Here is a 23,762-nt window from a genome sequence, read left to right as displayed (position 1 = left end):
TCCTTCTATTCATTTAACGCCTGCAACAGCGGCTGTTTAAAAGCGCTAGCTTTTTAACAGTCCTGTTGCTTGCACTGGTTATGCGTGAATTACTGGCCATTAGCTATTGCCTGTTTAATGATTGGTGCAACTGACTCTGGTGTAATGCCGCGCTCTTTGCAGTAATTAGTTTGCAGCCAAACAGAAAGCTGCTTTTGGCCTTTGCTTGCATTGCAGCCACGGCAACACAAACAGATATTTTCTCTAGTGATAATAGAGGCGTCATTAATAATGTGCTCCCAGCTTGCAGATGCTTTAGCCGAGACTTTGTGAGACAAGAATTCATTGCCGCAATAAACGCAGACTTTATCTCGCTCTCGGATTTCTTTTTCTAGCTCTGCTGGAATATTCCAATTATTCGCCATTTCTCAATCAATCCTATTTACGCATAACGCTGCGCTCTGCCGCTTGTCGGCAGCAGCGCCTTGTTATGTTCTCAGTTTTGCACCACAGCCAGAACAGCTCTTCCCGATCCAGCTTTTTATGAAAAAAGGAAACCTTCTAAATTCAATAATGGAGTATAGACCCCGACCACAGCTTGGGCATCTAGGCGAAATGAGCCTGAGCAGGAGCAATAAACCAAAGCCAATCACACAGAAAAAATAAAAATGAGGCGAAGAGCTCCACTTTAAATTTTTGGGCACCACATCAAAAAGCATAGTCGCCACTATCAAGTAGCCTATGAGAAATATCCAATACAGACCTATTCGTGTGTTAAGGCGCTTGAATTCGTTAGTACAATCTTCACTCATAATCGAACATAACGCCCAGCACAGCCGCCGAAGGTCGGCCTGCTGCTACTTGTTAGTGTCTGCATTTGGCGATCCGATAAACCGCCGAACCATATACAAGCAAGGAACCATACACAAAACAGTGAACCCAACTTGGTACAACATTAGCTTTACCTGTGCTGCAACAAAACCTTCAACCATTTCCTCCGAGCCAGGTCCTGAGCCCGGACTTTCCAAAATATACCCGTTTGGTGCCTGCCAAGGCCCAGGAACACTTCCAGCAAGAATAGAAAAAAAGATCGCAAGAAAAACACCGGCAATAAAAAGCTCTGTTGCTGACTTAACCTTTTTCCTCGACGAAATTGCGAAAACTATGCCAGTGAGAACCCCCAACAATGTAGGCATCACAATAATGTAAGGCCAATAGTGCATAACCACCCTCTTTCACACTAACAGCGTATTAATTAGAACGTTCCGTATAACTCGGTTCTATATAACTCTGGAACCCTCGTACATACTCCCCGATAAAAAGCCTGCCATAACAAAGGGTTGAGAGGCTATAGCCAATCTCCTACACGGAGTTATAAGGAGTGTTCTATATAACTCTGGGCGGGCAATTCTGGATACGCTCACAGCAAAGTGCTTGATTATAAAGAGAATTGCAAAACTGAGGGCGGCTGGAGGAGGGGGTTCCGTTGAAAACAGAAAAGCCCGCACAAGGCGGGCTTCTGTCGGTGAGCGCTTGCTGATCAGGCGGTTTGCGGTTTTTCGTGCATGCGATTGGCGCGGCGGAAGGTGCCCAGGTCGTTGAAACGCACGCCGTTTTCCTTCAGCACTAGGTGGGCCCGCTTGGCGGTCATCTGCCTTACATAGAAGGGGTCACGGACCACAAAGTGGTGGATAGCGTGGGTGCTGCCGAAGTTGAAGCAGAATGCCTGCAGGGGCCATAGCCACCAGACATTCAACACCTGGCACTGTTCGGTGATCTTGCCCGGCTCATTGTCGCCGTAGTAATGCATGTTGGACGAGATGAAGTGCAGGGAGAAGGTACGCAGCATGTTGGGAGCGATCAGTACCACCACCAGCGGAGTAATCCAGCTCAGCTGTGCCGTCACCACTTCCGGCCAGGCGATGCTGGTACCGGCCAGCCAGGCAATGCCGTTGAGCAGGTGGTAGAGCACAAAGCCATGCCAGATGGCGTGGACGATGACGCCCAGCGGGTTGTAGCTCACCAGGCCGATCAGGCGGAAGTTGCGAATGTCTTTGCGGGTGATAACGCCACGACGGTAGAGCTTTACCGGCTCAGTCAGGTATTTGATGGCGCGCAGGTACACGGCGAGCATGTTGTCGCCCACCATGATCAGGCGCTTGAGGCCCCACTTTTCGCCGTTGGTGATGCCGCGCTCTTCCAGGTCGGTTTCACTGCCGGAGTGTTTGTGGTGATGGAAGTGCAGGTGGCGACGTACCCAGGGGTTGATGGTGGTGGGGCGCCACAGGTACACGCCGAGCATCATCAGGTGATGAACCAGCTTGTTGTTCTTGAAGTACATCCAGTGGATCAGGTCGTGTTCCAGTTCGTGCAGCAGGGAGGTCCAGAAGGCGGTAAGCAGGATCACCGCCCAGGCAGGCATGAGGCCCTGCAGGTAGAGCACGGCGTTGAGGGTGCAGCCAGCAATGGCTATGGCAAAAATGCCGAAGCCGATGGCGTTCTGGTGCTTGAGCCAGCCGTGGCGTTGCCGTATATCATCACTGATGGCGATGATATCGCGTTGAATTTTTTTATCTGTTGCGGACTTGCCGCGAGCAGGTGCTGTAGCCATGGGAAATCTCCATTTCTCGATGGCAATCACTGTAGGCCGGGCCGGGAAGGAAAACTCGGCTTTGCCCGCCAACCGTTTGACCGGGGACGCCAATGTCAGAAAAAAAACAGGCGACAGCACTGCTCATGGGGCCGCTACTCCATTTGTTGCACGAGCGTGGTCTGGATGGGGAGGCGATCCTGCGTCGCAATGGCCTGGATCCTGCGGTGGTCCGTGATCCTGAGGCCAAGCTGGACGCGTCGGTATCCACGGCCTTGCTGGACGATTGCCTGGAGGAGCTGGGCGATCCGGGCATGGCCATCGAAGTGGCCCGCCATGCGGAATACAGTACCTTCGGGGCTTTGGGACTGGCGGTGGCGGCGGGCGGCGACCTGTATAGCGTACTTAACCGCATTACCCGGTTTCACCGGTTAATCAGTGATCTGGTGGTCACCGAGCTGGTGGCCGGTGACGACAGTGTTGCCCTGCGCTTTACGTCCAATACGGATCATCAGCCCCACCCCCAGGCCATTGCCTTTGTGATGGCCACCATCGTGCGCCTGCTGCGTATTCGCATTCACCGTGATCACAACCCGGTGGCGGTGTCGGTGCCGGAATGGGTGGAAGAGGGGTTGAAGCAGGCCCTGGCCCGTTATTGTCGCTGTGAAGTGGTGGTGGCGGAGCATTACAGCCTGGCGTTTGACAAACGCAATGCCCAAAAAATGCTGGCGGCCAGCGATATCCAGTTGGCGGCCATGCTGGACGCCACACTGACGCAGCGGCTGGCCGATGCCGAGCCAGCCTCGCTGGCCAGCCGGTTAAGCCTGTGGATCGAGCAGCGTCTGCCGGACGGGGAGCCGGCGCAATCGGAGGCGGCGGAGGAGTGCTGCATGAGCACCCGCAGCCTGCAGCGGCGCTTGAGTGATGAAGGCCTGAGCTGGAAACAGCTGCTGGAAGACACTCGCAAGACGTTGGTGGAACGTCATCTGCGCACGCCAGGGATGACGGTGACGCAGATGGCCTTCCTGTTGGGCTTTTCTGAAGTGAGCGCGTTTTCCCGGGCCTTCAAGAAATGGTACGGGGTGTCGCCCAGTCAATTCCGATAGGCGGCACAGGGCAAAACGCAGCTTGCCGCATCACCCATGCTGCACATGCTGTTCTGAAAAATCCCAAAGCCGTTTAGCCACTGCCGGGTTCGCGGCTTCTTTGGAGCGACGAGCCGGGCGGCAGTGAGAGAAATAACCGCCGGCAATGTCTTCATTATTGTCGTGGGTGGCACACATGACGCTGGTGGCGGCTCCCTGATTCGGCGTTTTGGTAAACGGACTGGCAACCTTGAAGGCCAGCCGGGTGAGCCAGGAGCCATTCCCGAAACCGGTTGTTACCAGCGCACCGGGGTGGACGGCGCAGGCAGTGAGCCCCTTGGCGCCATAGCGCTGTTGCAGCTCCAGTGCCATCAGGGCGTTGCAAAGTTTGGCTTGCCCGTAGGCGTTGAAGGCGGTGATGGCGTTCTGCTTTTTGGAAACCAGCAGGTTGTCGAAATCGAGTTTGAACGGGTATTTGTGCGACTCACTGGAGACCATGACCACACGGGGTGCCGGGGCGCGCAGTAGCATAGCGAGCAGTTCCTGGCACAGCAGGAAGTGGCCGAGGTGACACACCGCCACGGTCCTTTCGATGCCATCCTCAGTGAGCTGGTACTGGGTGGACATGGAGCCGGCGTTGCAGATCAGAATATCCAGCTGCGACAGGGCTTCACGTTCACGAAGGTTATTGGCACAAGCGCGCACGCTGGCCGGTGAGGCCAGATCCAGTAATACCAGTTCAACGCTGGCATGGGGGTGAGCGCACTGAATTCTGGATATCGCCTGTTCGCCAAGTTTCGGATTGCGGCAAGCGAGAATCACGCGCGCCCCTGCTGCCGCCAGGGCCCGTGCGGTTTCAAAGCCGATGCCGCCATTGGCACCGGTTACCATTGCGGTTTTCCCTGTCAGGTCCTTGTTTTCCAGCACCTGATCCGCCGTGGTTTTGTGATTGAAAAGCCACTGCCCTTTCATACTGTGTCTCCGTTCTTTGCGGTGTGGGCCAGGTGAAACTGGTCCAGTCTTTTAAATGGCTGCGCGCTCTCCAGTTCGAAGGCCAGTTCCAGCAGTGTGCGCTCATCGCCGTGGCGGCCATTGAGTTGTATTCCGATGGGCAGGCCATTGTTTGCTTGTCCCAGTGGTAGCGAAATACCGGGGCTTCCTGCTGCATTGTTGGCCGGTGTGAAGGTGGTGTAACGCAGCAGCCTTTCCAGTTGGGTATCGAAATCCACTGCGGCGCCCAGGAATCCAAGCTCGGGTGTGGTATGGGCCAATACCGGTGTCAGCATCACATCAAACTGATTAAAGACCTCGGCATAGCGGGCTTGGCTCTTGCGCAGCTGGCGCAACATTCCGGGGGTTTTCAGGAACCGTTGCCGATAATAACGGGCAAGCCCCAGGGTAAGCGGGTCGAGCTGGTGGTGTTCGAACCCCTGTGGAAACAGCATGCGTCCGAACTTGCTGACGAAGAAGGCCAGCATGGCCCAATAAAGCAGGAAGTCGTCCACAAAGCGTTGGGGTAGATCTATCCTGGCGATTTCCACCTTGTGCCCCAGGTCGCTGAGCAACCTGGCGGTGGATTCAACGGCCTGACGGGTTTGTGCACAAGTGGGCTCGCCGGCGATGGAATCCACCATCAAACCAATGCGCAGTCGTTTCTGCCCCGGCCCGTCGACCTGCCCAACAGGCGGAAGCTTGGGGTTGCGATAATATTTTTCGGCTTCCATGAAAAAGTTGGCGGTATCGCGCACCGTGCGCGTGAGTACACCATCACTGATGATATTCACGGGCAGTGCCTTGGCGGCTTCCTGGGTGACAAGCCGGCCGCGGGTGCATTTCAGCCCTACCAGCCCGCAGACCGCGGCAGGAATGCGAATGGAGCCACCGCCATCATTGCCATGGGCGATAGGCACAGCGCCGGCGGCAACCAGTGCTGCGCTGCCTCCGGAGGACCCGCCGGCAGAATGATCCAGATGCCAAGGGTTGCGGGTGGCCGGGGCGTGGGCCATTTCCGTGGAGGCGGTGAAACCAAAGGCGGGCAGGGTACTCTTGCCCAGCAGATTGAAGCCCTGGGCCAGGTATTGTTTGGCCAGCGCGCTGGTTTGCTTCATGGGTTTGCTGCCCACTGCGGCGCTGCCGTGACCGGTGGCCAGCCCTTGCAGGTCGATATTGTCCTTGATCAGGCTGGGCACGCCGGCAAAGAATCCGTCGAAGCGCGTGTGTGCGGCCCGCTGGCGGGCGTCTTCAAAGGTGTTGAGTACCAGGCCGTTCAGATCGCTGGCGGCATTGAGTCGGGCGATGGCGGCTTCGGTGGCTTGTGTAGAGGTGATCTCGCCTTTTTGCAGGCGTTGGGCCAGTTCAGTGGCATCACTGGTACCCAGAGCGTCGTCGCGGAAGGCATGCAAACGCGGGGGTATAGGGGAGGGTGCTGTCATTGTCGGGATTCTCTCTCCGCACTGAAATTGGTACGAGTGTACCTATTTGCAGGGGTTCAAACAGGCCAATCGTCAGCTGCGGGCGCGTTCCACTCGCTTGTGCTGTGCCAGCAGATGTCGGGTCAGGTCGGTGAGTTCGGCAATACTGCCGACCACGGCATCCGGGCGGTGTGGGTGTTTGGTGGTATCAGGAAAGATCTTGTCCAGCCAGGCCTGGTCCCAGCCCGCACCGTTATAGAAGATGGAGGTGATGCCGGCTTCCTTGGCAGCGATCACGTCGGTGGTGCTGTCGCCGATGTACCAGCAGTCCAGGCCGGGGGGCAGTCCCAGTTTGTCCAGGGCTTTCAGGAGCATGTCCGGGGCCGGTTTGCGCCGGGCCACATCACTGCCGCACACCACTACATCGAACAGGTCCTCCCAGCCGTTGCCATCCACCAGCGCCAGTTCGTGCTCCAGAAAGTCCCGTTTGCGGTTGGAGATCAGGCCGGTCCTGATGTCCAGGGCGCGGATGCGCTCAAGTTGTTGGCGAATGTCTGCTTCCAGTGGGAATACCGCTTCCACATATTTCTTGTACGCCTGGTCAAAGGCCTTGTGTGCACGCCCCTTGGCGTCCTGGTCGCTGCCAAACAACACTTCAAAGATATCGGTGCGGGAAATCTTGCGTTGGGCAACGATCTTGGGATGCAGCCGGCGGTGATCCTTCACGTAGATCAGCAGTTTGGCATCTTCAATAGTTTTTGAATCGTCAGGATCGAGCAGGTTGTACCACAGGTCCAGTTCTTCCAGGTGCGGCAGTACATCGTCCACGGCGTGGTACATGGCATCGTGGGTGTCCACCAGGGTGGCGTGCCAATCCAGCAGGATGGCTTCGGGGTGGGCATCAGGAAGCTGGAGTATGCTCATGAAGGAATTCCTGTTAGTTGTCCTTGGGAGCCTCTGAATAACTCCTTGCGTACTCAGCGTGGCCTAGAGCGTGCAAGGAGTTATTCAGAGGCTCCCTTGCTCTCATAGTGAATACTGCACATGAGGCTGGCGTCAAAGTGTAGTGTGACCGCGTTGTCATTATTCAGCCTTAATCGCTTGGCAGAGTGATGACTATGATTCGGCTTTGTGTTCATATCAGGCGTGGAACTGCTGCAACACCTTTGTGCCATTGCTGCTGATTCCTCGCCAGGGAGAGCGGTGGTAGATCAAGAACAACCAGGGATGAATATCATGCGAAAGACCTTTCCTCTTAGAGGCCTCAGTGCTGCCATGCTGATGGCGCCTCTTGCTTGTGTGGCTGCCGAATCCGATTCCTCCTTTGAAGTCTATGGCTTTGGTATGGTGGATTATGTGCAGGGCTTTGATCGTGTTACCCCGGAGTGGGAAGACACATTGCGCCCGGGCCGCATTCCCTATAACCAGGATGCGGTTGGCAGTGATGGCCAGGCTGTACTCGGTGTTCGTCAGAGTCGTCTGGGCGTAAATGCCAGCACCATGGCGGGTGATGCTCCGTTAACCACCAAGTTCGAATTCGATATGTTCGGCGTCGGCGCCGATGAAGGGCAGACTACCATTCGTTTGCGACACGCCTACGGCGAATGGAAATCCATTCTTGCCGGCCAGACCAACAGTGTGTTCATGGATGGAGATGTGTTCCCCAACGTAATTGATTACTGGGGGCCGTCCGGCATGGTATTCCTGCGCAATCCGCAGATTCGCTGGACCCCGATCCAGGGTGATTCCACGGTGGCCGTCGCCATTGAAAACCCGGGTAGTGGTGTGGATAACGGGTTGGACCCGAACACCACCTCGGGTGATGACGAATACCCGGATCTGACCGCGCACTTCCGCCAGGTGGAAGATTGGGGGCATTTCCAGGTGGCCGGTATCCTGCGCCAGGTGGGGTATGACACCCCGGGTGGTCTGGACGGCGAACCTGATGACAGCGAGTTGGGCTGGGGGGTGAACCTTACCGGTACCATCAACATGTTTGAAAAAGACCGTATCATTCTGGGCGTTGTCCACGGTGATGGTATTTCCAACTACATGAATGATGGCGGCGTGGACATGGCACCTGATGGCGATGCGGCCGATCCGGATTACAAGGTAGTGCCGCTTACAGGCCTCATTGCCTACTATGATCACTACTGGAATGACCGCTACAGCTCCTCCATCGGCTACAGCTCCACGGAAATCGACAACATGGATTTCCAGACTGCTGATGCCTTCGAGAAGGGCGAATATGCCTCCGTTAACCTGCTGCACACACCAAATGACAAAGTCCTGATGGGGGTGGAATACCTGTTCGGCAAACGCACTTCCAATGATGGCACCACCGGTTACGACCGTCGCGTGCAGTTCAGCGTGAAGTACAACTTTTCCAGCGGAAACCTGCTGTAACCAGCGGGCGGAATCACTCAGAGGGAGCATGAGCAATGCAATATTCACGTAAGTTTTTCAGCCTGATGTTTGCCGGCATGCTGGCCATGGCCAGCGCCAGCTGTTCGGCTGAATCCGAGGCAACGGCCGCGGCCGGCCCGGTGGACAGCAAACTCACCGAAAAGAATATCAATGCCGAACTGAAGAAGGCCTACGACAAGTACAAAGGCTTGAAGGAAGGCGCCAACGCGGATTACATCCCGGCGCTGGACAAGGTGGATTCCAACATCTTCGGCATCGTTCTGGTGACCGTGGATGGCAAGGTCTATACCGTGGGCGACATTGAATCCGAAGTGTCGATCCAGTCTATCTCCAAGGTATTCACCATGGCCAAGGTGACCGAAGAGAAAGGCATTGATGCACTGCCCAAGAATGTGGGTGTGGATGCCACTGGCCAGGTGTTCAACTCCATCTACGCCATCGAGCAGAACCAGGGGCATGAAATGAACCCGCTGGTGAACGCCGGTGCCATCACCACCACCAGCATGGTGGAAGGCAAGAGCTACAACGAGATCTGGAACAAGATCCTCGGTTACTACAGCGACTTTGCCGGGCGTGAGCTCACCGTGCTGGAAGACATCTACAAGTCTGAAGCGGCCACCAACCAGCGTAACCAGGCGATTGCCCACCTGATGTATGCCTATGGCCATATCGAGGGCGATCCGCTGCAGGCCACCGACATCTATACCCGTCAGTGTTCAGTTGGTGTGAATGCCAAGGACCTGGGCATGATGGCGGCTACCCTGGCCAACGCGGGTACCAACCCGGTCACCGGCAAGGAACTGGTGAAACCGGCGGATATGCCGGAGATCCTGGCGGTCATGGCCACGGCAGGTCTGTATGATGACGCCGGCAAGTGGCTGTATAAAACTGGCTTGCCCGCCAAGAGTGGTGTGGGCGGCGGTATCATCGCCGTTTCCCCGGGCAAGTTCGGCATTGCCGCTATCTCTCCGCCGCTGGATGCCGCGGGTAACAGCGTCCGTGCCCAGAAGGCCATCGCCGACATCTCTGCCGCACTGGGCGGCAACCCCTACGAGGCTCAACCGTACGGTAAGTAATGACTGACCTCCTCTCTGCCGGCCCGGCACTGCCGGCTCCGGCCTCAAAGTCCTGTTGCAGAACAGGCATGATGAAAAAGGCAGCCGTTCTGGCTGCCTCTTTCGTTGTGACTGGATTGCCTGTTTGTGCATACGCGGAACAAACCTTCGACAGTGCCGCCAAACCCCCGGAAGTCTGGACACCGCCCCTGTTTGATGTGCAGCAGTGGGACTGGATTCAGGTAGATACCGGTGAATGGGTAAAAGGGCGCCTGAAAGTCCTGCTTGATGAATCCGTGGAGATCGACAGTGATCACTTTGATCTGATTTCTATCGATTGGGAAGATGTTGCCTATATCCGCACAGGTCGGGTGATGTCGGTGCTGATGGAGGGTGGCGATATTATTCTTGGCCGGCTGACCACGGAAAGCGGCAAACTGATGATCGGTGGTGAGCCTGTGGAATTTGAGCAGGTAGTGGGGATCGCCAGCGCGTCGCCCAGGGAGTTCGATCTGTGGACCGCGGATGTATCGGTGGGCCTCAATTTCCGCAGTGGTAACGTGGAACAGAAAGACCTGAACACCAAGGTTTCCCTGAAACGACGAACCGTGAAGAACAGTACCCGGATGAGCTATACCGGGAATTACTCCGAGTCATCTTCCGAGCAGATTGCCAATAACCATAGCGCTGAAGTCACTCACGATTACCGAGTCAGCAACCGCTGGTTCTTCCGGCCGGTGCAGGCACAGTATTACCGTGATCCTTTCCAGAACCGGGCAGCAGAATGGACGCTGGGTTTTGGTGGCGGTTATCAGATATTTGATACGCCAAAACTGGATTGGCTGGTGGCGGCCGGCCCCGGTTATCAGCGTACCGAATACGTGGATGTGGCCCCGGGCGAAGACAGAACCATTGCTACGCCGGCGCTCTTGCTCAGCTCGTTTTACGATCAGGAGCTGACGGACAATATCGATATCCTGTTTGAATACCAGGTCACGCTGACGGAGACGAAGGGTGGGCGCGCCAAGCATGATTTCTACACCGCGCTGGATGTGGATCTCACCAGTCGTCTGGACCTGCGCATCGCCGGTTCCTGGAAGCGCATTGAGAGTCCGCAGCCAGACAGTAATGGCATTACCCCGGAAAAAGATGACTTTACTGCCACCTTGGGTCTGAATCTTGAAATCTGATAACCGGTTCCTGCCAGCACTGCCTGGCGGGATTTTTTTGTTCATCGCGGATTTCGGGAAAGCCCCCTCCTTTCCGTAGGAGCCTGCCGGCAGGCGATCGGAGCCTAAGCGAGGTAAGGGTTTCAGAAGCGCCTCTCGAAGCTCAATACCCAAACCCCTTTCAATGAGGCCATGAGTTCGGTTTTGCCTTTCGAAACGCGTATCTCGAAACTCGCGTCTTTCCCTTCGCTACGCTCCAGCAGCGGGTACAGCGATTAAGGAGGCCACGGAGGGAAATCCATTGTTATAGCTCTGTGATCACTGTGCTCAAACTGGCTTTTCTGACTGTGTGGGAGGTTCAGCTTGCTGAACGAATGCGGCTGTCGACTAAGGCATGCTCCCAGAGCCCGCCATGCCGCATTCTTTGTTAATCGAAGCCGTCCTGCCTTAATCCCCTGGCCCAATGCAAAGACAGGGATCAAGCCTGTTGTAAATTTATTCCTGTGAATACGACTAATTCCGGAATCGTCATTCTTTCGGTTAGGCATTATTTGGCGTCTCTCTATCCTGTCATACAGAATTTTGAGAATTGATTCGATCGGTGTCTCTTTTAATGGCCGGACCGGAACCAGGGTCTTATTCTCAGGAGAAAGTTTTGGCGCCATATCGGGAGGCGTTGTCATGAAATCGCTATCAAGAAAGGGGTTGCTGTATAGTCTTTTTATATTGTTGTCGGCAATGGGCGGCCAGCTTCTGGCTGCACAGAATTTCCAGGTGCGGATTCTGCCTGTGGGAGAGGGCAATGTGGTGCCACCCGGCGAGCCCTTTCCTATTCGTTATGAAGTCACCGACACGAGTACGTCCAGTCACTATTACTATGTTGACGGGGTGCTGAAAAAAACCCGTAGCAACAGCAGTACCGGTTCCCAGCCGGGTGAATTCTCTGTGACCTATCCCGGCGGTTTTTCCGACGGCGACCGTAAAACGATTGCGGTTTGTCTGCAGCATGGCGGCGATCTGGTCTGTGATGAAATCAGCATTCGTGCTGGTCATGTATTGCAGCTGGAACAGGCGGTGGAAGTACACACCGTTGGCGTCAACAACCATGTGCCTGCCGGTCAGCCCTTCGACATAGCCTATGACGTGTTGAAACCAAGCAGCTCAAGCCACTACTACTATGTGGATGGCAGCCTGGCGGCAACCCAAAACAAAGGCAGCAATGAGGGCAGTGCATTTTCCATCACTTATCCCTGGGGGTTGGCCGTGGGGGAGAGTACCCATGTGAGGATCTGTGTGGACACGGATGCCGGCCAGGCCTGTGGTGAAAAATGGATTACCGGTGGCCCGGCTCCTGCCGGTGCCGATGCACCGGGCCCGTTTGACGGCACGTTGATGAACAGTCACTACGTAACAGACGGAAGCTGTGATCCGGTATGTGGTTATTACGAGAATATCTACTATGGCGACAGCAGCGTCAGCTGGCTGCCCTTGGTCGGTCCGGACACAGACCCCAATGGACTGCGCATTGATGTCTACTACCCGACGCCGGATGGTCGGGTGCACAGTGGCAGCGAAACCAACACCCTGGTGATTTACGCGCATTCTGCCAATCACAATAAAGAGACCATGCGGGGTCCGAAGAAAGGCACATTGCAGGCCTATCTGGGTATCGAGGGTGGTGGCCCGGGAGGCGTTACGGTGGCAGCGCTGGACTTTCGTCATCCAGCCAAGGATGTAGATGCAAATGGCTATCCTGTTTCGCTGAATGACATGAGCCATGCGATCCAGTTCTTCCGCCATTATGCCGAGGTGTTCAAGATCAATCCGGATGACATCTTCGTCACCGGTTCTTCGCTGGGCGCAGGGGCCGGCATTCATGCCGCAGTAAAAGAGATTTCCAACCCGGATGACCCATCCCCGGTGCGCCGTGAATCATCGAGGATTCGTGGCGCTTTTCTGGCCACGGGACAAAGTTCCTTTTCACCCCAGTGGTTCAGGAGCAACTTTCTTGAAGAAGAAATCTGGCCGTATTATCAGCCGGATTTCCATGACGATGAAGCGCGCTCAATTTATGGCCATGCCGTCGCCAACGTGGATGAAAATTCCCCCATTCTTGAGTTGGGTTACGAGCAGGATTTTATTGATCACAAAGTCACGGCCAGTGAGAAAACCAACAAGGAAGTGGATACCACCCATTTGCCCAATTATGGGCTGACCCTGCAGAACCAGTACAAGCTGCATGGTATCGGTGACCGCATCATGGTGCGCGAAAGTTATGGTGGATCGTTCGGTGGTGACTCCACCCGCTTTATCGAACGCAATCGAATATCAGGGGATTGAAGCAGTTAAAAGTTTAAAGTTAAAAGTTCAAACGCGGGTCAGGCCGAAGAGGTTTGCAATACCGTGCCCGCGCGCTCTGGTAATGGCCCGGGCACAGAGACTCAAAAAGAGAAAAACTTGCCTCGCGCCTTTTCAACTTTAAACTCTTAACTTTGAACTTATTGTTTCATTGCTGGTGGTGGCAAAGAAGCAGGGGCAGCAGTAGGAGCAGTCCTGAAAGCGAAAGATATCGCCAGCAGGCTGGCTCCTACGGATTGAAGTGAAATATTTTTTAGACTTCAAGCGCGTAATTACAACTGCGCGAGCACCGTCTCGGCGCTGCTCTTTTCTACGCCCTTGTCATCCACACCGATATATTCCACCACACCATCGTTGACGATCATGGCAAAGCGTTTACTGCGCGGGCCCATGCCAAAGCCGCTGGCATCCATGTCCAGCCCCAGTGCCTTGGTGAATTCCGCATTGCCGTCGGCCAGCATGGTGATGTGCTCGGCATTCTGGTCTTTCTGCCAGGCATCCATGACAAAGGCATCGTTCACCGCCATACAGGCGATGGCGTCGGCCTTTTCAAGAATGGCATCGGCGTTCACCACGAAGCCGGGCATATGGGTATTGGAGCAGCCGGGGGTGAACGCGCCGGGTACCGCGAACAACACGACCTTGCGCCCCTTGAAAAATTCACCGGTGTTGAGATCTTCCGGGCCGTTTTCGCCGTTGGTCTTGATAGTGATGGTGGGAAGGGTATCGCCTGTGGTGATAGTCATGAGTGCTCCTTGGCTCGTCAGTTGAAATGTGTTGAAGGTATCTATTCACTGTTGGGGCCAATATCAGGGATTCAAGAGACCATGAACCGGAGTGAGCAATGAGTCAAACCATCGTCATCACAGGCGCCAACCGTGGCATCGGCCTGGCCATGGCTGAAATCTGGAAAGCACGGGGAGAGCGGGTGATTGCCACCTGCCGTGAGCCCTCGGTCGCGCTGGAAAAGCTGGGTGTGGAAATCCTGCATGGCATTGATGTGAGCCGGGAAGATGGCGTCATCAATCTGCAAAGTGGTCTGGGTGATACCGCTGTGGATGTGCTGTTCAACAACGCGGGCATCATGCGTAATGAAACCGTGGATCACATGAACTATGACCAGATCCGTGAGCAGTTCGAGGTCAATACCTTGGGGCCGCTACGCGTGACGATGGGGCTGCTGGAGAATCTGCATGCCGGCAGCAAGGTGGGCTTGATGACTTCGCGGATGGGGTCGATTGCGGACAACACTTCCGGAGGCCGCTACGGTTACCGGATGAGCAAGGCCGCGCTGAATGCGGCGGGCAAGTCACTGGCCCATGATCTCAAACCGCGAGGCATTGCGGTGGCGATTCTCCACCCCGGATGGGTGCAGACTGATATGACCGGTCACAGCGGCAATTTGACCGTCGCCCAGGCGGCAACGGCATTGATCGCGCGCATGGACGGATTGTCACTGCAAAGCAGCGGTACCTTCTGGCACAGCGATGGCACCGAACTGCCCTGGTAGAGTTACTTCGGGGTCAATTGCCAGCAGCTCTCTGTCAGTGTGCTGAGCCCGCGTTCTCTAAAGCGGGGCTCATGCTCAATAATATTCTTGCTGGACAGACAGTTCAGATCATAGTGCCGGCCGTAGAGATCCTTCACATTGTCCGCATCCACAGAGAATGGCGGGCCTGCCATGGCCGATTGATCGTAGCTCAGGGTGATCAGCAATTGCGCTGCGTTGCCGGCCAGGTTGATTAAATGCAGGGCGTACTGTTGACGTAATGCTGGTGGCAGGGCAATGACGGCGGCGCGATCATAAACCGCATCAATGGGCCCCAGCGTGCTCTGATCCAGCGTGAAGATATCGCCCTGGAACAGGGTGATGCCCTCAGTGCGGTAGCACTTGCCGCCGTGCCAGTCGGAGACGGCGGGGTCCAGGCCCGCTTCCTCGAAAAAGGCGATAACGGCGTGTTCAGCCAATTCGGCACCAACCACGTCTGCGCCTTGTTCCCGAAGATAATGCATATCCAGTGTCTTGCCACACAGGGGCACGAAAACCCGCCCTGTGGAGGCTGGGCCAAGTTGTGACCAGTAGCGTTTCAACAATGGATGAATCTGACTGAGATGAAAGCCGATTTCATTCTTCTGCCATTTTTCCTGCCAGAAATCCGGTTCCATTCGACGCCTCCAGTGACCAGGTGATGTTGCCCCTGTTGCTGGTCGGCAGGGGCGTGGGGTGTTCAGGTTGTCTGGCGAAGCTGTTGCCCGGTTTCCCGGATCAGCCGGGTGAAGTCCGGCTTCGCAATGACGCCGAGAATCAACGTATAGATGCCGTTCAGCAACGCCAGTTCGGCATCGGCCTGCATCAGGCTCATTGCCAGAATCATCATCGACACACTGTCCAGTAATCCCAGCAGCAGGAACATGCTGGCCTGGGTTTGCGCTGCTGCCTGTTGCTCAATGTCGCTGCTGCTGCCGTGTACCGTGCGTTTGGCGATGCTGGCGGGCGAAAGCAGCAGGTTACGCAAGGGCCTGCTGATAACCAGCATCAGTCCCATGGCGCCCATGGCCACCATGCGGAGCGTATCCTCTGGCAGCAGTATCACTGGTGCGGAATAGTTACCCAGCCAGACCAGCATGCTGATACCGATGCCAATCAATAAGGGCCCGGAGAGGACCACAAACCATAGCAGTGTCATGCGGCGAGCGGCCTGGTCGATAGAGTGGGACATGAAACCGATCCTTTCTTTTTACAAGAAAGTGAAACTAGCAAGTTACGGGTGGATAAAAAAGTGAAATCTGTTTCTGTCATACAGGGACATTCTGCCCGGTGATTCATTGCCATCCCCGGGTTTCAGCGACAAGGTTATGGCATCAAGAACTTACCAGTTTTGTCAGTGTTGCTGGCAAGGAGAGAATCATGACTGCCATGCTGCAGGAACTGCCGCTGGATCCGGCCCGCTTGAATCGTGTGGGCGACCCGAACCGTCCGGAAGTCAGAAAGGTCCGCACACTTTTCAAGTGGATACTGGGCTCCGATCCCCAGCCGACACAGGGGCAGATGGCGGTGATTCGTGAATCCATTCTCTCCGGTGATCCGCTGGCCGATGCGGTCGTCGCCATGTATGGCCAATTGCCAGCAGGCAAGGGGCGCAAGCTGGTCGATCAGGCACTGGAGCAGGGTATAGGCAGCGTGACCGACGCGCCGGCTGAGCTCCAGGCCCTGTTTAGTCAGGTGGATCATGAACCGATCTGGCTCGATCGTGAGCTGCTGCGGCTGGGCTGTGAAGTGTCCTATCGGGTTGGGATGTCCGGCGAACTGGTATTGCGCAACATGTCGTTGATGGGGGGCTATCTTGCCGGCGCGGCTGCCAAGCCGTTGGTGTTTACTGGCCAGCTGGATCGTATGGCGAACCGGCGCCTGGTGGAAACCGGCAAATTCTGGATGGATGTCACTACCCCGGGCGGTCTGGAGCGGGATCAGGAGGGTTTCAAGAGTGCGGTGCGGGTAAGGCTGATGCATGCCCAGGTGCGCAGCATGCTGCTCAAGTCTGATAACTGGGACATGCGCTGGGGCTACCCGCTCAACCAGTGGGATTCCATGGGGACCATTCTGGAGTTTTCGGTGATCTTCCTTACCGGGCTGCGGTCATTGGGGTATCTGTTCAGTCGTCGCGAGCGGGAAGCAGTTGTTCACCTGTGGCGCTATGTGGGGTACCTGATGGGGGTGGACGAACGCATCCTGCCCACCAATGAACAGGACAGCATGCGGGCGTTGTATCACCTGATTGCGACTATTGGTGAGAGTGATGATGACACCCGTCGATTGGGTGAGGCGCTGGCCAGGGCGTCACTCCAGGATCGTGACGGATGGCTGCAGAAAAATATCGGCAAACTGGAGTACACCCTGCGTGCCGGTTACAGCCGCTATATTCTTGGTGATGAAGCGGCTGACAAACTGGGGCTACCGAAGACCATGACCAAATATTTCTGGCCGGCCCAGGCACCTTTACGCATGGGCGCAGAGCTGGTCCGCAAGGCCACCCCCGGTTCCAACCGGGTGCTGATGTGGCTGGGCGAGAAAGCGCGCAAGAGCCAGTTCCCCGAGCAGGTGAAAAAGATGAAGGCGGACACAACTTTCACGCCGGTGAAAAAGCTGTTCCGATAGCGGCAGGATAAACGCACCGTAGGAGCGGTCGTTCGACCGCGAAAGCATTTCATCACCGCAGTAGCATTTCGCGGTGGAACCACCGCTCCTACAAAAACCGTCTGCCATAACGCAAGAGGCCGCGCCTGGATTCCAGGCGCGGCCTCTTGCGTTTCAGTCTCTACAGTACTTCACTCGCGTTGTAGCTTGTAGCTCACAGCTGATAGCTCATAGCTGGAAGCTGATCTCAGTCCCGAAAATTATTGAACTGCAGAGGAATCTCGATCTTGGATTCCTTCAGCAGCGCAATGGCGGTTTGCAGGTCGTCACGCTTCTTGCCGTTAACCCGCACCGAATCCCCCTGAATGGAAGCCTGCACTTTCAGTTTGGCATCCTTGATCAGTTTGACGATCTGTTTGGCGGTGGGCTGTTCAATACCTTGCTTGAAGGTGAGGGTAATGGAGAAGGTCTTGCCACTGTGTTCGGGTTTGTCCGGGCGATCGGCCCCACCCGCACTGATGCCCTGTTTGACCGCGGCCTTGGCGAAGATGTCTTCCAGCTGCTGTACCTGAAAGTCGGATTCCGTCTTCAGGGTCACGGTCAGGCCTTTCTGTTCAATACTGGCCTCGACACCGCGGAAATCAAAACGGTTGGCAAGATCACGGTTGGCGTTTTCCACCGCATGGCGCAGGGCCACTTCATCAATTTCGGAAACAATATCAAAGGACGGCATGGCGTCGGCTTCCCTTGCTGGTTCAAAGGTTGCCAAGTATACCCGCACATGGTCATCGGGGGCAGGTTGTAACGGAGATCACATTCCTGGAAATTGGTACATTTGACGCATATTAGTGAACCGTCTCCGGGTTTATGTTGCCTGTGCTGCGCAGGAGTGCGTAGCACGTTCATAAAGCCAGGAGGCAAAAATCATGTCACTCAAGGAACGGCTGTCTGCAGACAGTCTGATGGAGTCCCTGCCTGTTTCAAGGGACCTGCTTACCCGCCTGGGGCTGCTTGGGGCCCAGGTATCCCGCAAGATCGCCATCGACCAGGTCAGCGTCGACAACGGCACGCTCAACAACCTCAAGGTGGAAAAGGTCAATCTGGGGAGCGCCAGCATTGGCAGCCTGAAGGTGCAGAACGGCTCGGCCAGCGTCAACAATGCCAACGCGGTACTCAATCAGGTCCGTAGTATTGTAGAGCTGGGTTTTCACCTGGACTGGGAAATCGACCTGGGCTGGATCGGTAGCTGGGACGGCAGCGAAAACATGGGCAGCCTGGATATCCCGGTGGATCTGGGCACCATCACGGTCCCGGATCTGGGGGATATCGACCTGCAGATCCCCAGTATCGACATCCCCGGTCTGGTGGCCGAGATGAAACCCATCGACCAGCTGGATCTGGGCAATCTGGATCTCAGCGGGGTGCGGCTGGACAAGCTCAGCCTGCCCAGTGCGGGCCTGTCCATTACCGGCATGGGCGTGGGCGATCTGACGCTCAGTTCGGTGACAGTGCCGTCCGCAGACGGTGAAGCCATGCGCGTCAACCGTGCCGCGCCGACCGGGAAGCTCAACCTGCCCGGTGCCAGCCTGGAAAACGTGGCGATTCCGGCGGTGAACATGCCGGCAGCCACCAGTGGCTCCTTCAGTGCTGACGCCACCGCGTCGGACAAGTCTCTGGGTATTGATATCGGCCTTCTCAAGGTCAGCATCCGGGTCACTCCCACCGTGCATCTCGATGTGGGCAGCATGACGCTCAGTGATGCCCAGCTGGCCGCAGACCTGGGCAAGGTGTCACTGGACGACATCAGCCTGCCGGTGTCTCTGGAAGGCATTAGCGGTGGCGAACTGGGGCTCAACAGTATCAGCGTCAACAAGCTGACATTCTGACAAGGAGGAAAGCATGTCGCTCAGTCACAAGGAATTTGAAAAACGCTGGGAACAGGCACATCGCAAGCAGCGCCCGCAGCAGAAAAAGTCGTCCATTGCGCCGGTGATCCACCTGTCGGTGATCTCGGTGCTGGATAACTACATGAGCCAGTTGCACAAGGCGGTGGAAGGCCACGCCTTGAGCAAGGAAGAATGCGATGAGGTGTGCAAGAAGATTGCCGAACTCAAGCCGCTGGCCAAGAAAGCCGACAGCAAGGCGGCCAAGTATCTGAAGGTCTGATCCACAGGCCACCGCCAGCGGCGGTGGCCTTTTCCCCTCCCCGGTCGGTACCATCCCCGTCTGACATGTTACTGACGGATACCATGACCGGTTTCGACTCCCTGCCCATTGATGCCATTAAGAATCAGGTTTCTGCAGCCTTGCAGGGCGGGCCTGTGGTGGTGTCGGCGGCTACCGGCTCCGGCAAGTCCACCCGCCTGCCACTCTGGGCAGCAGAGCATGGCCGGGTATTGGTGGTGGAGCCGCGCCGGGTGGCCTGCAGTGCCCTGGCCGGGTTCCTGGCATCACAGCGTGATGAACCACCCGGGCAGAGTGTGGGCTACGCGATCCGTTTCGATCAGGCCTGCACGGACGATACCCGCATTGTTTTTGTGACCCCGGGCATCGCCCTGCGCTGGTTGCGGGAGGGGCGGCTGGCTTCGTTCGATACCGTGATGCTGGATGAATTCCACGAGCGCCGCTGGGATACGGATCTACTGTTGGCCCTGCTAAAGGCACAGGGACGCCACCGCCTGATTGTCACCTCCGCCACCCTGGACGGCCCCCGGCTGGCCCACTATCTCCAGGCGCAACAGGTGAGTTCCGATGGCCGTGGCTTTGCGGTGAGCGAACAGTATCAGGCGGCCAATGATCGGCAGATGCCATCGGGGCGAGATCTGGCTCAGCGGGTTCTGACGGCAGTGACACAGGGGATCGCGCAGGCCCCGGGTGATGTGTTGGTGTTCATGCCCGGGCGCAAGGAAATCCAGCAGACGGTCACCGCCCTGAAGGGTCTGGATGCGGATGTGATTCCCCTCCATGCCAGTGTGCCGGCGAAGGACCAGCAGCGGGCCCTGCAGCCCGGGCCGCGGCGGCGCATCATCGTGGCCACCAATGTGGCGGAAACCTCCCTGACCATTCCCGGCGTCACCCTGGTGGTGGACAGTGGCCTGGAGCGTCGCACCCACCAGCGCAATGGCCGCACGGTGCTGTCCCTGGAGGCGATTTCCCGGGCCAGCGCGGAGCAACGCAAGGGCCGTGCAGGGCGAACCGACCCGGGCCGGGTGATTCGCCTGTGGGGAGAAAACGCGCCCCTGGATACCCGCACGCCACCGGAGATCCAGCGCGAGGAACTGGACGATCTGGTGCTGGCGGCGGCCTGTGCCGGCGCCCGCATTGAGGATCTGGATTTCCCCGATCCATTGCCGGCGCACACCCTTCAGCGGGCCCGGGAGCAACTGAACCTGCTGGACGCCCTGGATGACAACGGCCTTGCCACGGCACGGGGTCAGGCCCTGTTCGCCCTGCCGGTGGATACCTTCTTTGCGCACCTGATCATGGCCATGCCGGATGAGGAAAGCCGCGGTTTCATGGTGGATCTGGCGGCGGCCCTCAGTGCCTGGCGTCGTCCATTGAGCCTGCCCGGCAGTGAGGAAGGCCGCCAGGCCCTGGCAGCCTGGCAGCCCCATCCCTGTGACGCCACCACTCTGGTGCAGGCCATCCGGCAAACACCACCGGCGGCGTTGAAGCCCAATCATTCTGCCCGCGACGAGGCACGCAAACTGGCCGGACAGATGCGCGGCCTGCTTGAGTTGCCGGCCATCCCCGCCGTCATGGAGGAAGACCGTGAGCGGATCTGGCGGGCGGTGCTGCAGGCCTTTCCCCGTGCGGTCTTTGTGCGCCGGGAAAAACAGAAACGGCGGGAGGCCATGGGCAATGGTGACAGCGAAGTCTGGATCAGCGAGAGCTCACGGTTCGCTGAAGGCGCCGAAGCCGCCATCGTGCTGGACAGTCACAGTGTTTCCGGTCGCGGTACCCGGCAGACGTTCACCGCCGCCACCTGCCTGGCGCCGGTACCGCTCATGGCGTTGGTGGAACAGGGGCTGGCCCAGTCGCGGGTGGGACCGGTGCGTCAACAGGAGGGCGGGCCGGTGGCCACCCGGGAGTGGTGTTACGCCGGGCGGGTGATTCACACGGACGTGGCGGAACCGGAAGGCGAGGCGGCCCGCCAGGTGCTGGCCGGGTTGATCCTCGAGGGCAACATGCTGGCACCGGTGGGAGAACAATTGCTGGATGACCTGGCGGCCTGGCAGCTCTACGTGGCCCTGGGAGAAGGTGATGGCGAGGTGCCGGAGGCGGCGGATTGGTTGCAGGCCAGACTTCACCAGCTGGGGGTGGAGCATATGGAGGATGCGGATCTGCTGGAACCGGACGATCTGCGCTTTGACGGTATTCCGCCGTGGGAGCGGGAGCGGTTCGATGACACCTACCCGCGTCGAGTGAATCTCAGCGACCTGAAACTGCGGATTCACTACAAGGTGCCGGTGCGTCAGGTGATCGCCGAATATGTCAGCGGCGGTCGCAAGGGGGACCCCAAACGCTGGGAGCTACCCGCCTGGTCCGGCTGGCAGGTCAAATACCGCAAGGCCAGCCGCCTGGTGGATGTGCGCTGACGCTCTCTTCCACACCCTTTCCCTGTAGGCGCCCAGCTCGCCTGGGCGAATGGAAATGGCACGGCATTCCTTTTTCCCCGAAACGCTTTTCGGTCTTTCGCCATTCAAAAATTGTTACTCGTATCTCAAGCCCATTCGCCCGGGCAAGTTGGGCTCCTGCGGTTGTCGAGTTTTGTTGATGTTAGGCGCTGCCCTTTGCCATGTTCGCTCCCCTGATCTAGGGTGAAAGACAGGATCACTGGTGGGGAAGTCCTATGCCGTTTCAGCCCGATGTGCACCTGAACCTGAATGTACGGGGGCTGGGCGTGTCTGCCACCCTGGCCATCAATGAACGCAGCAATGCCCTGCGCCAGCAGGGGCGGGACGTGTTCAAGTTTGGTCTGGGGCAGTCCCCCTTTCCGGTGCCTCCCGCGGTGGTCTCTGCGCTTCAGGAGTTCGCTGCAGAAAAGGATTATCTGCCGGTGAAGGGGTTGCCCGCCCTGCAGGGCGCCATCGCCCGTTACCTGGACCGGGAGCATGATGCGGCGTTCCGCGCCGAAGACATCATGATCGGCCCCGGCTCCAAGGAGCTGATGTTCATTCTTCAGCTGGTCTATTACGGTGACCTGGTGATTCCCACCCCCAGCTGGGTGTCCTATGCGCCCCAGGCCAGCATCATCGGCCGGCGGGTACACTGGTTGCCCACTCACCGCGAGAACCAGTGGAAGCTCAGTGCAGAAAGTCTGGATGCGTTATGTCAGCGTGATCCCGGGCGCCCGCGCCTGGTGATCCTCAACTATCCCGCCAACCCCCACGGATACACCTTCACGGACGCAGAGCTGCGTGAGATTGCCGATGTGGCCCGCTACCACCGGCTCATTCTGCTCAGTGATGAAATCTACGGGCGGCTGCAGTACAACGGCCAGCATCGCTCCATTGCCCGTTACTACCCGGAAGGCACCATCATCAGTGATGGCATGAGCAAATGGTGTGGCGCCGGTGGCTGGCGGTTGGGGGCGTTCGCTTTCCCGCCCAACCTGCATTGGTTGCGTGATGCCATGGCCACCGTGGCCAGTGAAACCTACACCTCGGTGGCGGCCCCCATTCAGCATGCGGCGGTGACCGCCTTTGATGGCGGCGATGACCTGGATGATTACCTGTTCCAGGCCCGTCGCATTCTGCATGCCCTGGCCTCTTATCAGGTAGACAGCTATCAGCAGGCCGGGCTGGATCTGGCCATGCCGGACGGGGCCTTCTATCTGTTTCCGGATTTCACCCCGCTGGAAGGGCGGCTTCGTGATCGGGGTATCCGCGACAGCGGCGCCCTGTGTGAGTCATTACTCAATGATACCGGCGTGGCCACCCTGCCCGGCGAAGCCTTCGGCCGACCCGCTGGTGAGTTGAGCCTGCGTCAGGCGTTTGTGGATTTCGATGGCCAGTACGCACTGGATGGCGCCGCGGCGCATTCCGGTGAGCTGGACCGTGCCTTCCTGCAACAACACTGCGGCCGCTGCATCACCGCCATGGATCGCATTGCCGATTGGCTGGCGGGGTGATCCACTGCATAACGCACTGACTCCGTAGGAGCGAAGAATAGCCCCGTAGGAGCCTGCCTGCAGGCGATCCAAAAGGTTCGAGTTGCGAGAAGCGAGTTTTGAAGGGCAGGACCGGAAGCATGGAACGTGGTTTGTTTTTGGTCTTCGAGATGCGCCTCTGGGATCCTTACCTCGCCTAGGCTCGGATCGCTCAGGCGAGCTGAGCTCCTACGCGAGGTATAGCGAATTTTGTACCGACAGGAAAAAGGTTCATCGCGGAATTTCGGGAAAGGGGCCTGGCCAAGGTTGGCTGAAGGCGATTTCGATCTTGATGTGGGAACGTAGCGTAGCGAAGTAACGCACGGAGTGCGGCCCGAAGGGTGAGCTTGCAAGCGAAGCTTTTCCCTCAATCGACCTAAACCCCTTCGCTTGCAAGCAAGC

General features: G+C 57.3%; 21 protein-coding genes. 11 read left to right on the top strand and 10 right to left on the bottom strand.

Annotated elements, in window-relative coordinates; all coding sequences use genetic code 11:
• Window positions 1-89: 89 nt before the first annotated feature.
• The 3 genes from HF945_RS14985 to HF945_RS14975 all read right to left on the bottom strand — a co-directional run bounded on the left by HF945_RS14985 (window position 90) and on the right by HF945_RS14975 (window position 2,590).
• Window positions 90-404, bottom strand: coding sequence for a hypothetical protein (locus HF945_RS14985; RefSeq protein ID WP_290523369.1), 315 nt, complete (start codon window positions 402-404; stop codon window positions 90-92).
• Window positions 405-836: 432 nt separating this feature from the next.
• Window positions 837-1,202 (bottom strand): hypothetical protein, encoded by a 366-nt coding sequence (locus tag HF945_RS14980; RefSeq protein ID WP_290523368.1) that lies wholly within the window; start codon window positions 1,200-1,202, stop codon window positions 837-839.
• 317 nt (window positions 1,203-1,519) lie between these two features.
• Complete coding sequence (locus tag HF945_RS14975; protein ID WP_290523367.1) at window positions 1,520-2,590, bottom strand: fatty acid desaturase; 1,071 nt, start codon at window positions 2,588-2,590, stop codon at window positions 1,520-1,522.
• A 92-nt stretch (window positions 2,591-2,682) separates the two neighbouring features.
• On the opposite strand from HF945_RS14975, the gene HF945_RS14970 reads away from it, so the two are divergent.
• Window positions 2,683-3,675, top strand: a complete 993-nt coding sequence (locus tag HF945_RS14970) for an AraC family transcriptional regulator (protein WP_290523366.1) — start codon at window positions 2,683-2,685, stop codon at window positions 3,673-3,675.
• A 30-nt stretch (window positions 3,676-3,705) separates the two neighbouring features.
• On the opposite strand, the gene HF945_RS14965 is transcribed toward HF945_RS14970, so the two are convergent.
• The 3 genes from HF945_RS14965 to HF945_RS14955 form a co-directional block, all read right to left on the bottom strand.
• Entirely contained in the window at window positions 3,706-4,626 is a 921-nt protein-coding gene (locus HF945_RS14965) for an SDR family oxidoreductase (RefSeq protein WP_290523365.1), read from the bottom strand.
• Entirely contained in the window at window positions 4,623-6,086 is a 1,464-nt protein-coding gene (locus HF945_RS14960) for an amidase (protein ID WP_290523364.1), read from the bottom strand. Before HF945_RS14960 ends, HF945_RS14965 begins: the two co-directional genes overlap by 4 nt.
• A 72-nt stretch (window positions 6,087-6,158) precedes the next feature.
• Window positions 6,159-6,989, bottom strand: a complete 831-nt coding sequence (locus tag HF945_RS14955; RefSeq protein ID WP_290523363.1) for an HAD-IA family hydrolase — start codon at window positions 6,987-6,989, stop codon at window positions 6,159-6,161.
• A gap of 312 nt (window positions 6,990-7,301) precedes the next feature.
• Here HF945_RS14955 and HF945_RS14950 point away from each other — a divergent pair, with 312 nt between their 5' ends.
• From HF945_RS14950 to HF945_RS14935, 4 genes are all read left to right on the top strand, one after another.
• Entirely contained in the window at window positions 7,302-8,471 is a 1,170-nt protein-coding gene (locus tag HF945_RS14950) for a DcaP family trimeric outer membrane transporter (RefSeq protein WP_290523362.1), read from the top strand.
• A 35-nt stretch (window positions 8,472-8,506) separates the two neighbouring features.
• Window positions 8,507-9,568 (top strand): glutaminase A, encoded by a 1,062-nt coding sequence (gene glsA, locus HF945_RS14945; RefSeq protein WP_290523361.1) that lies wholly within the window; start codon window positions 8,507-8,509, stop codon window positions 9,566-9,568.
• Between the two features lie 68 nt (window positions 9,569-9,636).
• Window positions 9,637-10,737, top strand: a complete 1,101-nt coding sequence (locus HF945_RS14940; RefSeq protein WP_290523360.1) for a DUF481 domain-containing protein — start codon at window positions 9,637-9,639, stop codon at window positions 10,735-10,737.
• Window positions 10,738-11,397: 660 nt separating this feature from the next.
• The gene (locus tag HF945_RS14935) at window positions 11,398-13,056 is read left to right on the top strand and encodes a hypothetical protein (RefSeq protein ID WP_290523359.1); all 1,659 of its coding nucleotides are present in this window, start codon (window positions 11,398-11,400) and stop codon (window positions 13,054-13,056) included.
• Window positions 13,057-13,346: 290 nt separating this feature from the next.
• Here the strand turns inward: HF945_RS14935 and HF945_RS14930 are convergent, their stop codons facing one another.
• Window positions 13,347-13,820, bottom strand: a complete 474-nt coding sequence (locus HF945_RS14930; protein WP_290523358.1) for a peroxiredoxin — start codon at window positions 13,818-13,820, stop codon at window positions 13,347-13,349.
• Window positions 13,821-13,918: 98 nt separating this feature from the next.
• Here HF945_RS14930 and HF945_RS14925 point away from each other — a divergent pair, with 98 nt between their 5' ends.
• Window positions 13,919-14,584 (top strand): SDR family oxidoreductase, encoded by a 666-nt coding sequence (locus HF945_RS14925; protein ID WP_290523357.1) that lies wholly within the window; start codon window positions 13,919-13,921, stop codon window positions 14,582-14,584.
• Window positions 14,585-14,586: 2 nt separating this feature from the next.
• Here the strand turns inward: HF945_RS14925 and tmpT are convergent, their stop codons facing one another.
• Both tmpT and HF945_RS14915 read right to left on the bottom strand, forming a co-directional pair.
• Window positions 14,587-15,240, bottom strand: coding sequence for a thiopurine S-methyltransferase (gene tmpT, locus HF945_RS14920; RefSeq protein WP_290523356.1), 654 nt, complete (start codon window positions 15,238-15,240; stop codon window positions 14,587-14,589).
• Window positions 15,241-15,302: 62 nt separating this feature from the next.
• Window positions 15,303-15,794: a hypothetical protein gene (locus tag HF945_RS14915; RefSeq protein ID WP_290523355.1), complete on the bottom strand. Its 492-nt coding sequence runs from the start codon at window positions 15,792-15,794 to the stop codon at window positions 15,303-15,305.
• A 188-nt stretch (window positions 15,795-15,982) separates the two neighbouring features.
• On the opposite strand from HF945_RS14915, the gene HF945_RS14910 reads away from it, so the two are divergent.
• Window positions 15,983-17,230, top strand: a complete 1,248-nt coding sequence (locus HF945_RS14910) for an oxygenase MpaB family protein (RefSeq protein ID WP_290523354.1) — start codon at window positions 15,983-15,985, stop codon at window positions 17,228-17,230.
• 226 nt (window positions 17,231-17,456) lie between these two features.
• On the opposite strand, the gene HF945_RS14905 is transcribed toward HF945_RS14910, so the two are convergent.
• A complete protein-coding gene (locus tag HF945_RS14905; protein ID WP_290523353.1) occupies window positions 17,457-17,942 on the bottom strand; it encodes a YajQ family cyclic di-GMP-binding protein in 486 nt (161 codons plus the stop codon).
• A gap of 193 nt (window positions 17,943-18,135) precedes the next feature.
• Between HF945_RS14905 and HF945_RS14900 the strand changes: the two genes are divergently transcribed.
• From HF945_RS14900 to HF945_RS14885, 4 genes are all read left to right on the top strand, one after another.
• The gene (locus HF945_RS14900) at window positions 18,136-19,095 is read left to right on the top strand and encodes a hypothetical protein (RefSeq protein WP_290523352.1); all 960 of its coding nucleotides are present in this window, start codon (window positions 18,136-18,138) and stop codon (window positions 19,093-19,095) included.
• Window positions 19,096-19,108: 13 nt separating this feature from the next.
• The gene (locus tag HF945_RS14895) at window positions 19,109-19,375 is read left to right on the top strand and encodes a hypothetical protein (protein WP_290523351.1); all 267 of its coding nucleotides are present in this window, start codon (window positions 19,109-19,111) and stop codon (window positions 19,373-19,375) included.
• Between the two features lie 83 nt (window positions 19,376-19,458).
• On the top strand, window positions 19,459-21,807 hold the full coding sequence (locus tag HF945_RS14890) for a helicase-related protein (RefSeq protein WP_290523350.1): 2,349 nt from the start codon (window positions 19,459-19,461) through the stop codon (window positions 21,805-21,807).
• A 254-nt stretch (window positions 21,808-22,061) separates the two neighbouring features.
• Entirely contained in the window at window positions 22,062-23,342 is a 1,281-nt protein-coding gene (locus HF945_RS14885; protein WP_290523349.1) for an aminotransferase class I/II-fold pyridoxal phosphate-dependent enzyme, read from the top strand.
• Window positions 23,343-23,762 lie beyond the last annotated feature (420 nt).

The sequence above is a fragment of the Alcanivorax sp. genome (assembly GCF_017794965.1).
Taxonomy (GTDB): Bacteria; Pseudomonadota; Gammaproteobacteria; order Pseudomonadales; family Alcanivoracaceae; genus Alcanivorax.
The sequence above is the reverse complement of the archived record's forward strand: the minus strand, read 5'-3'. Positions and strand labels throughout refer to the sequence as shown.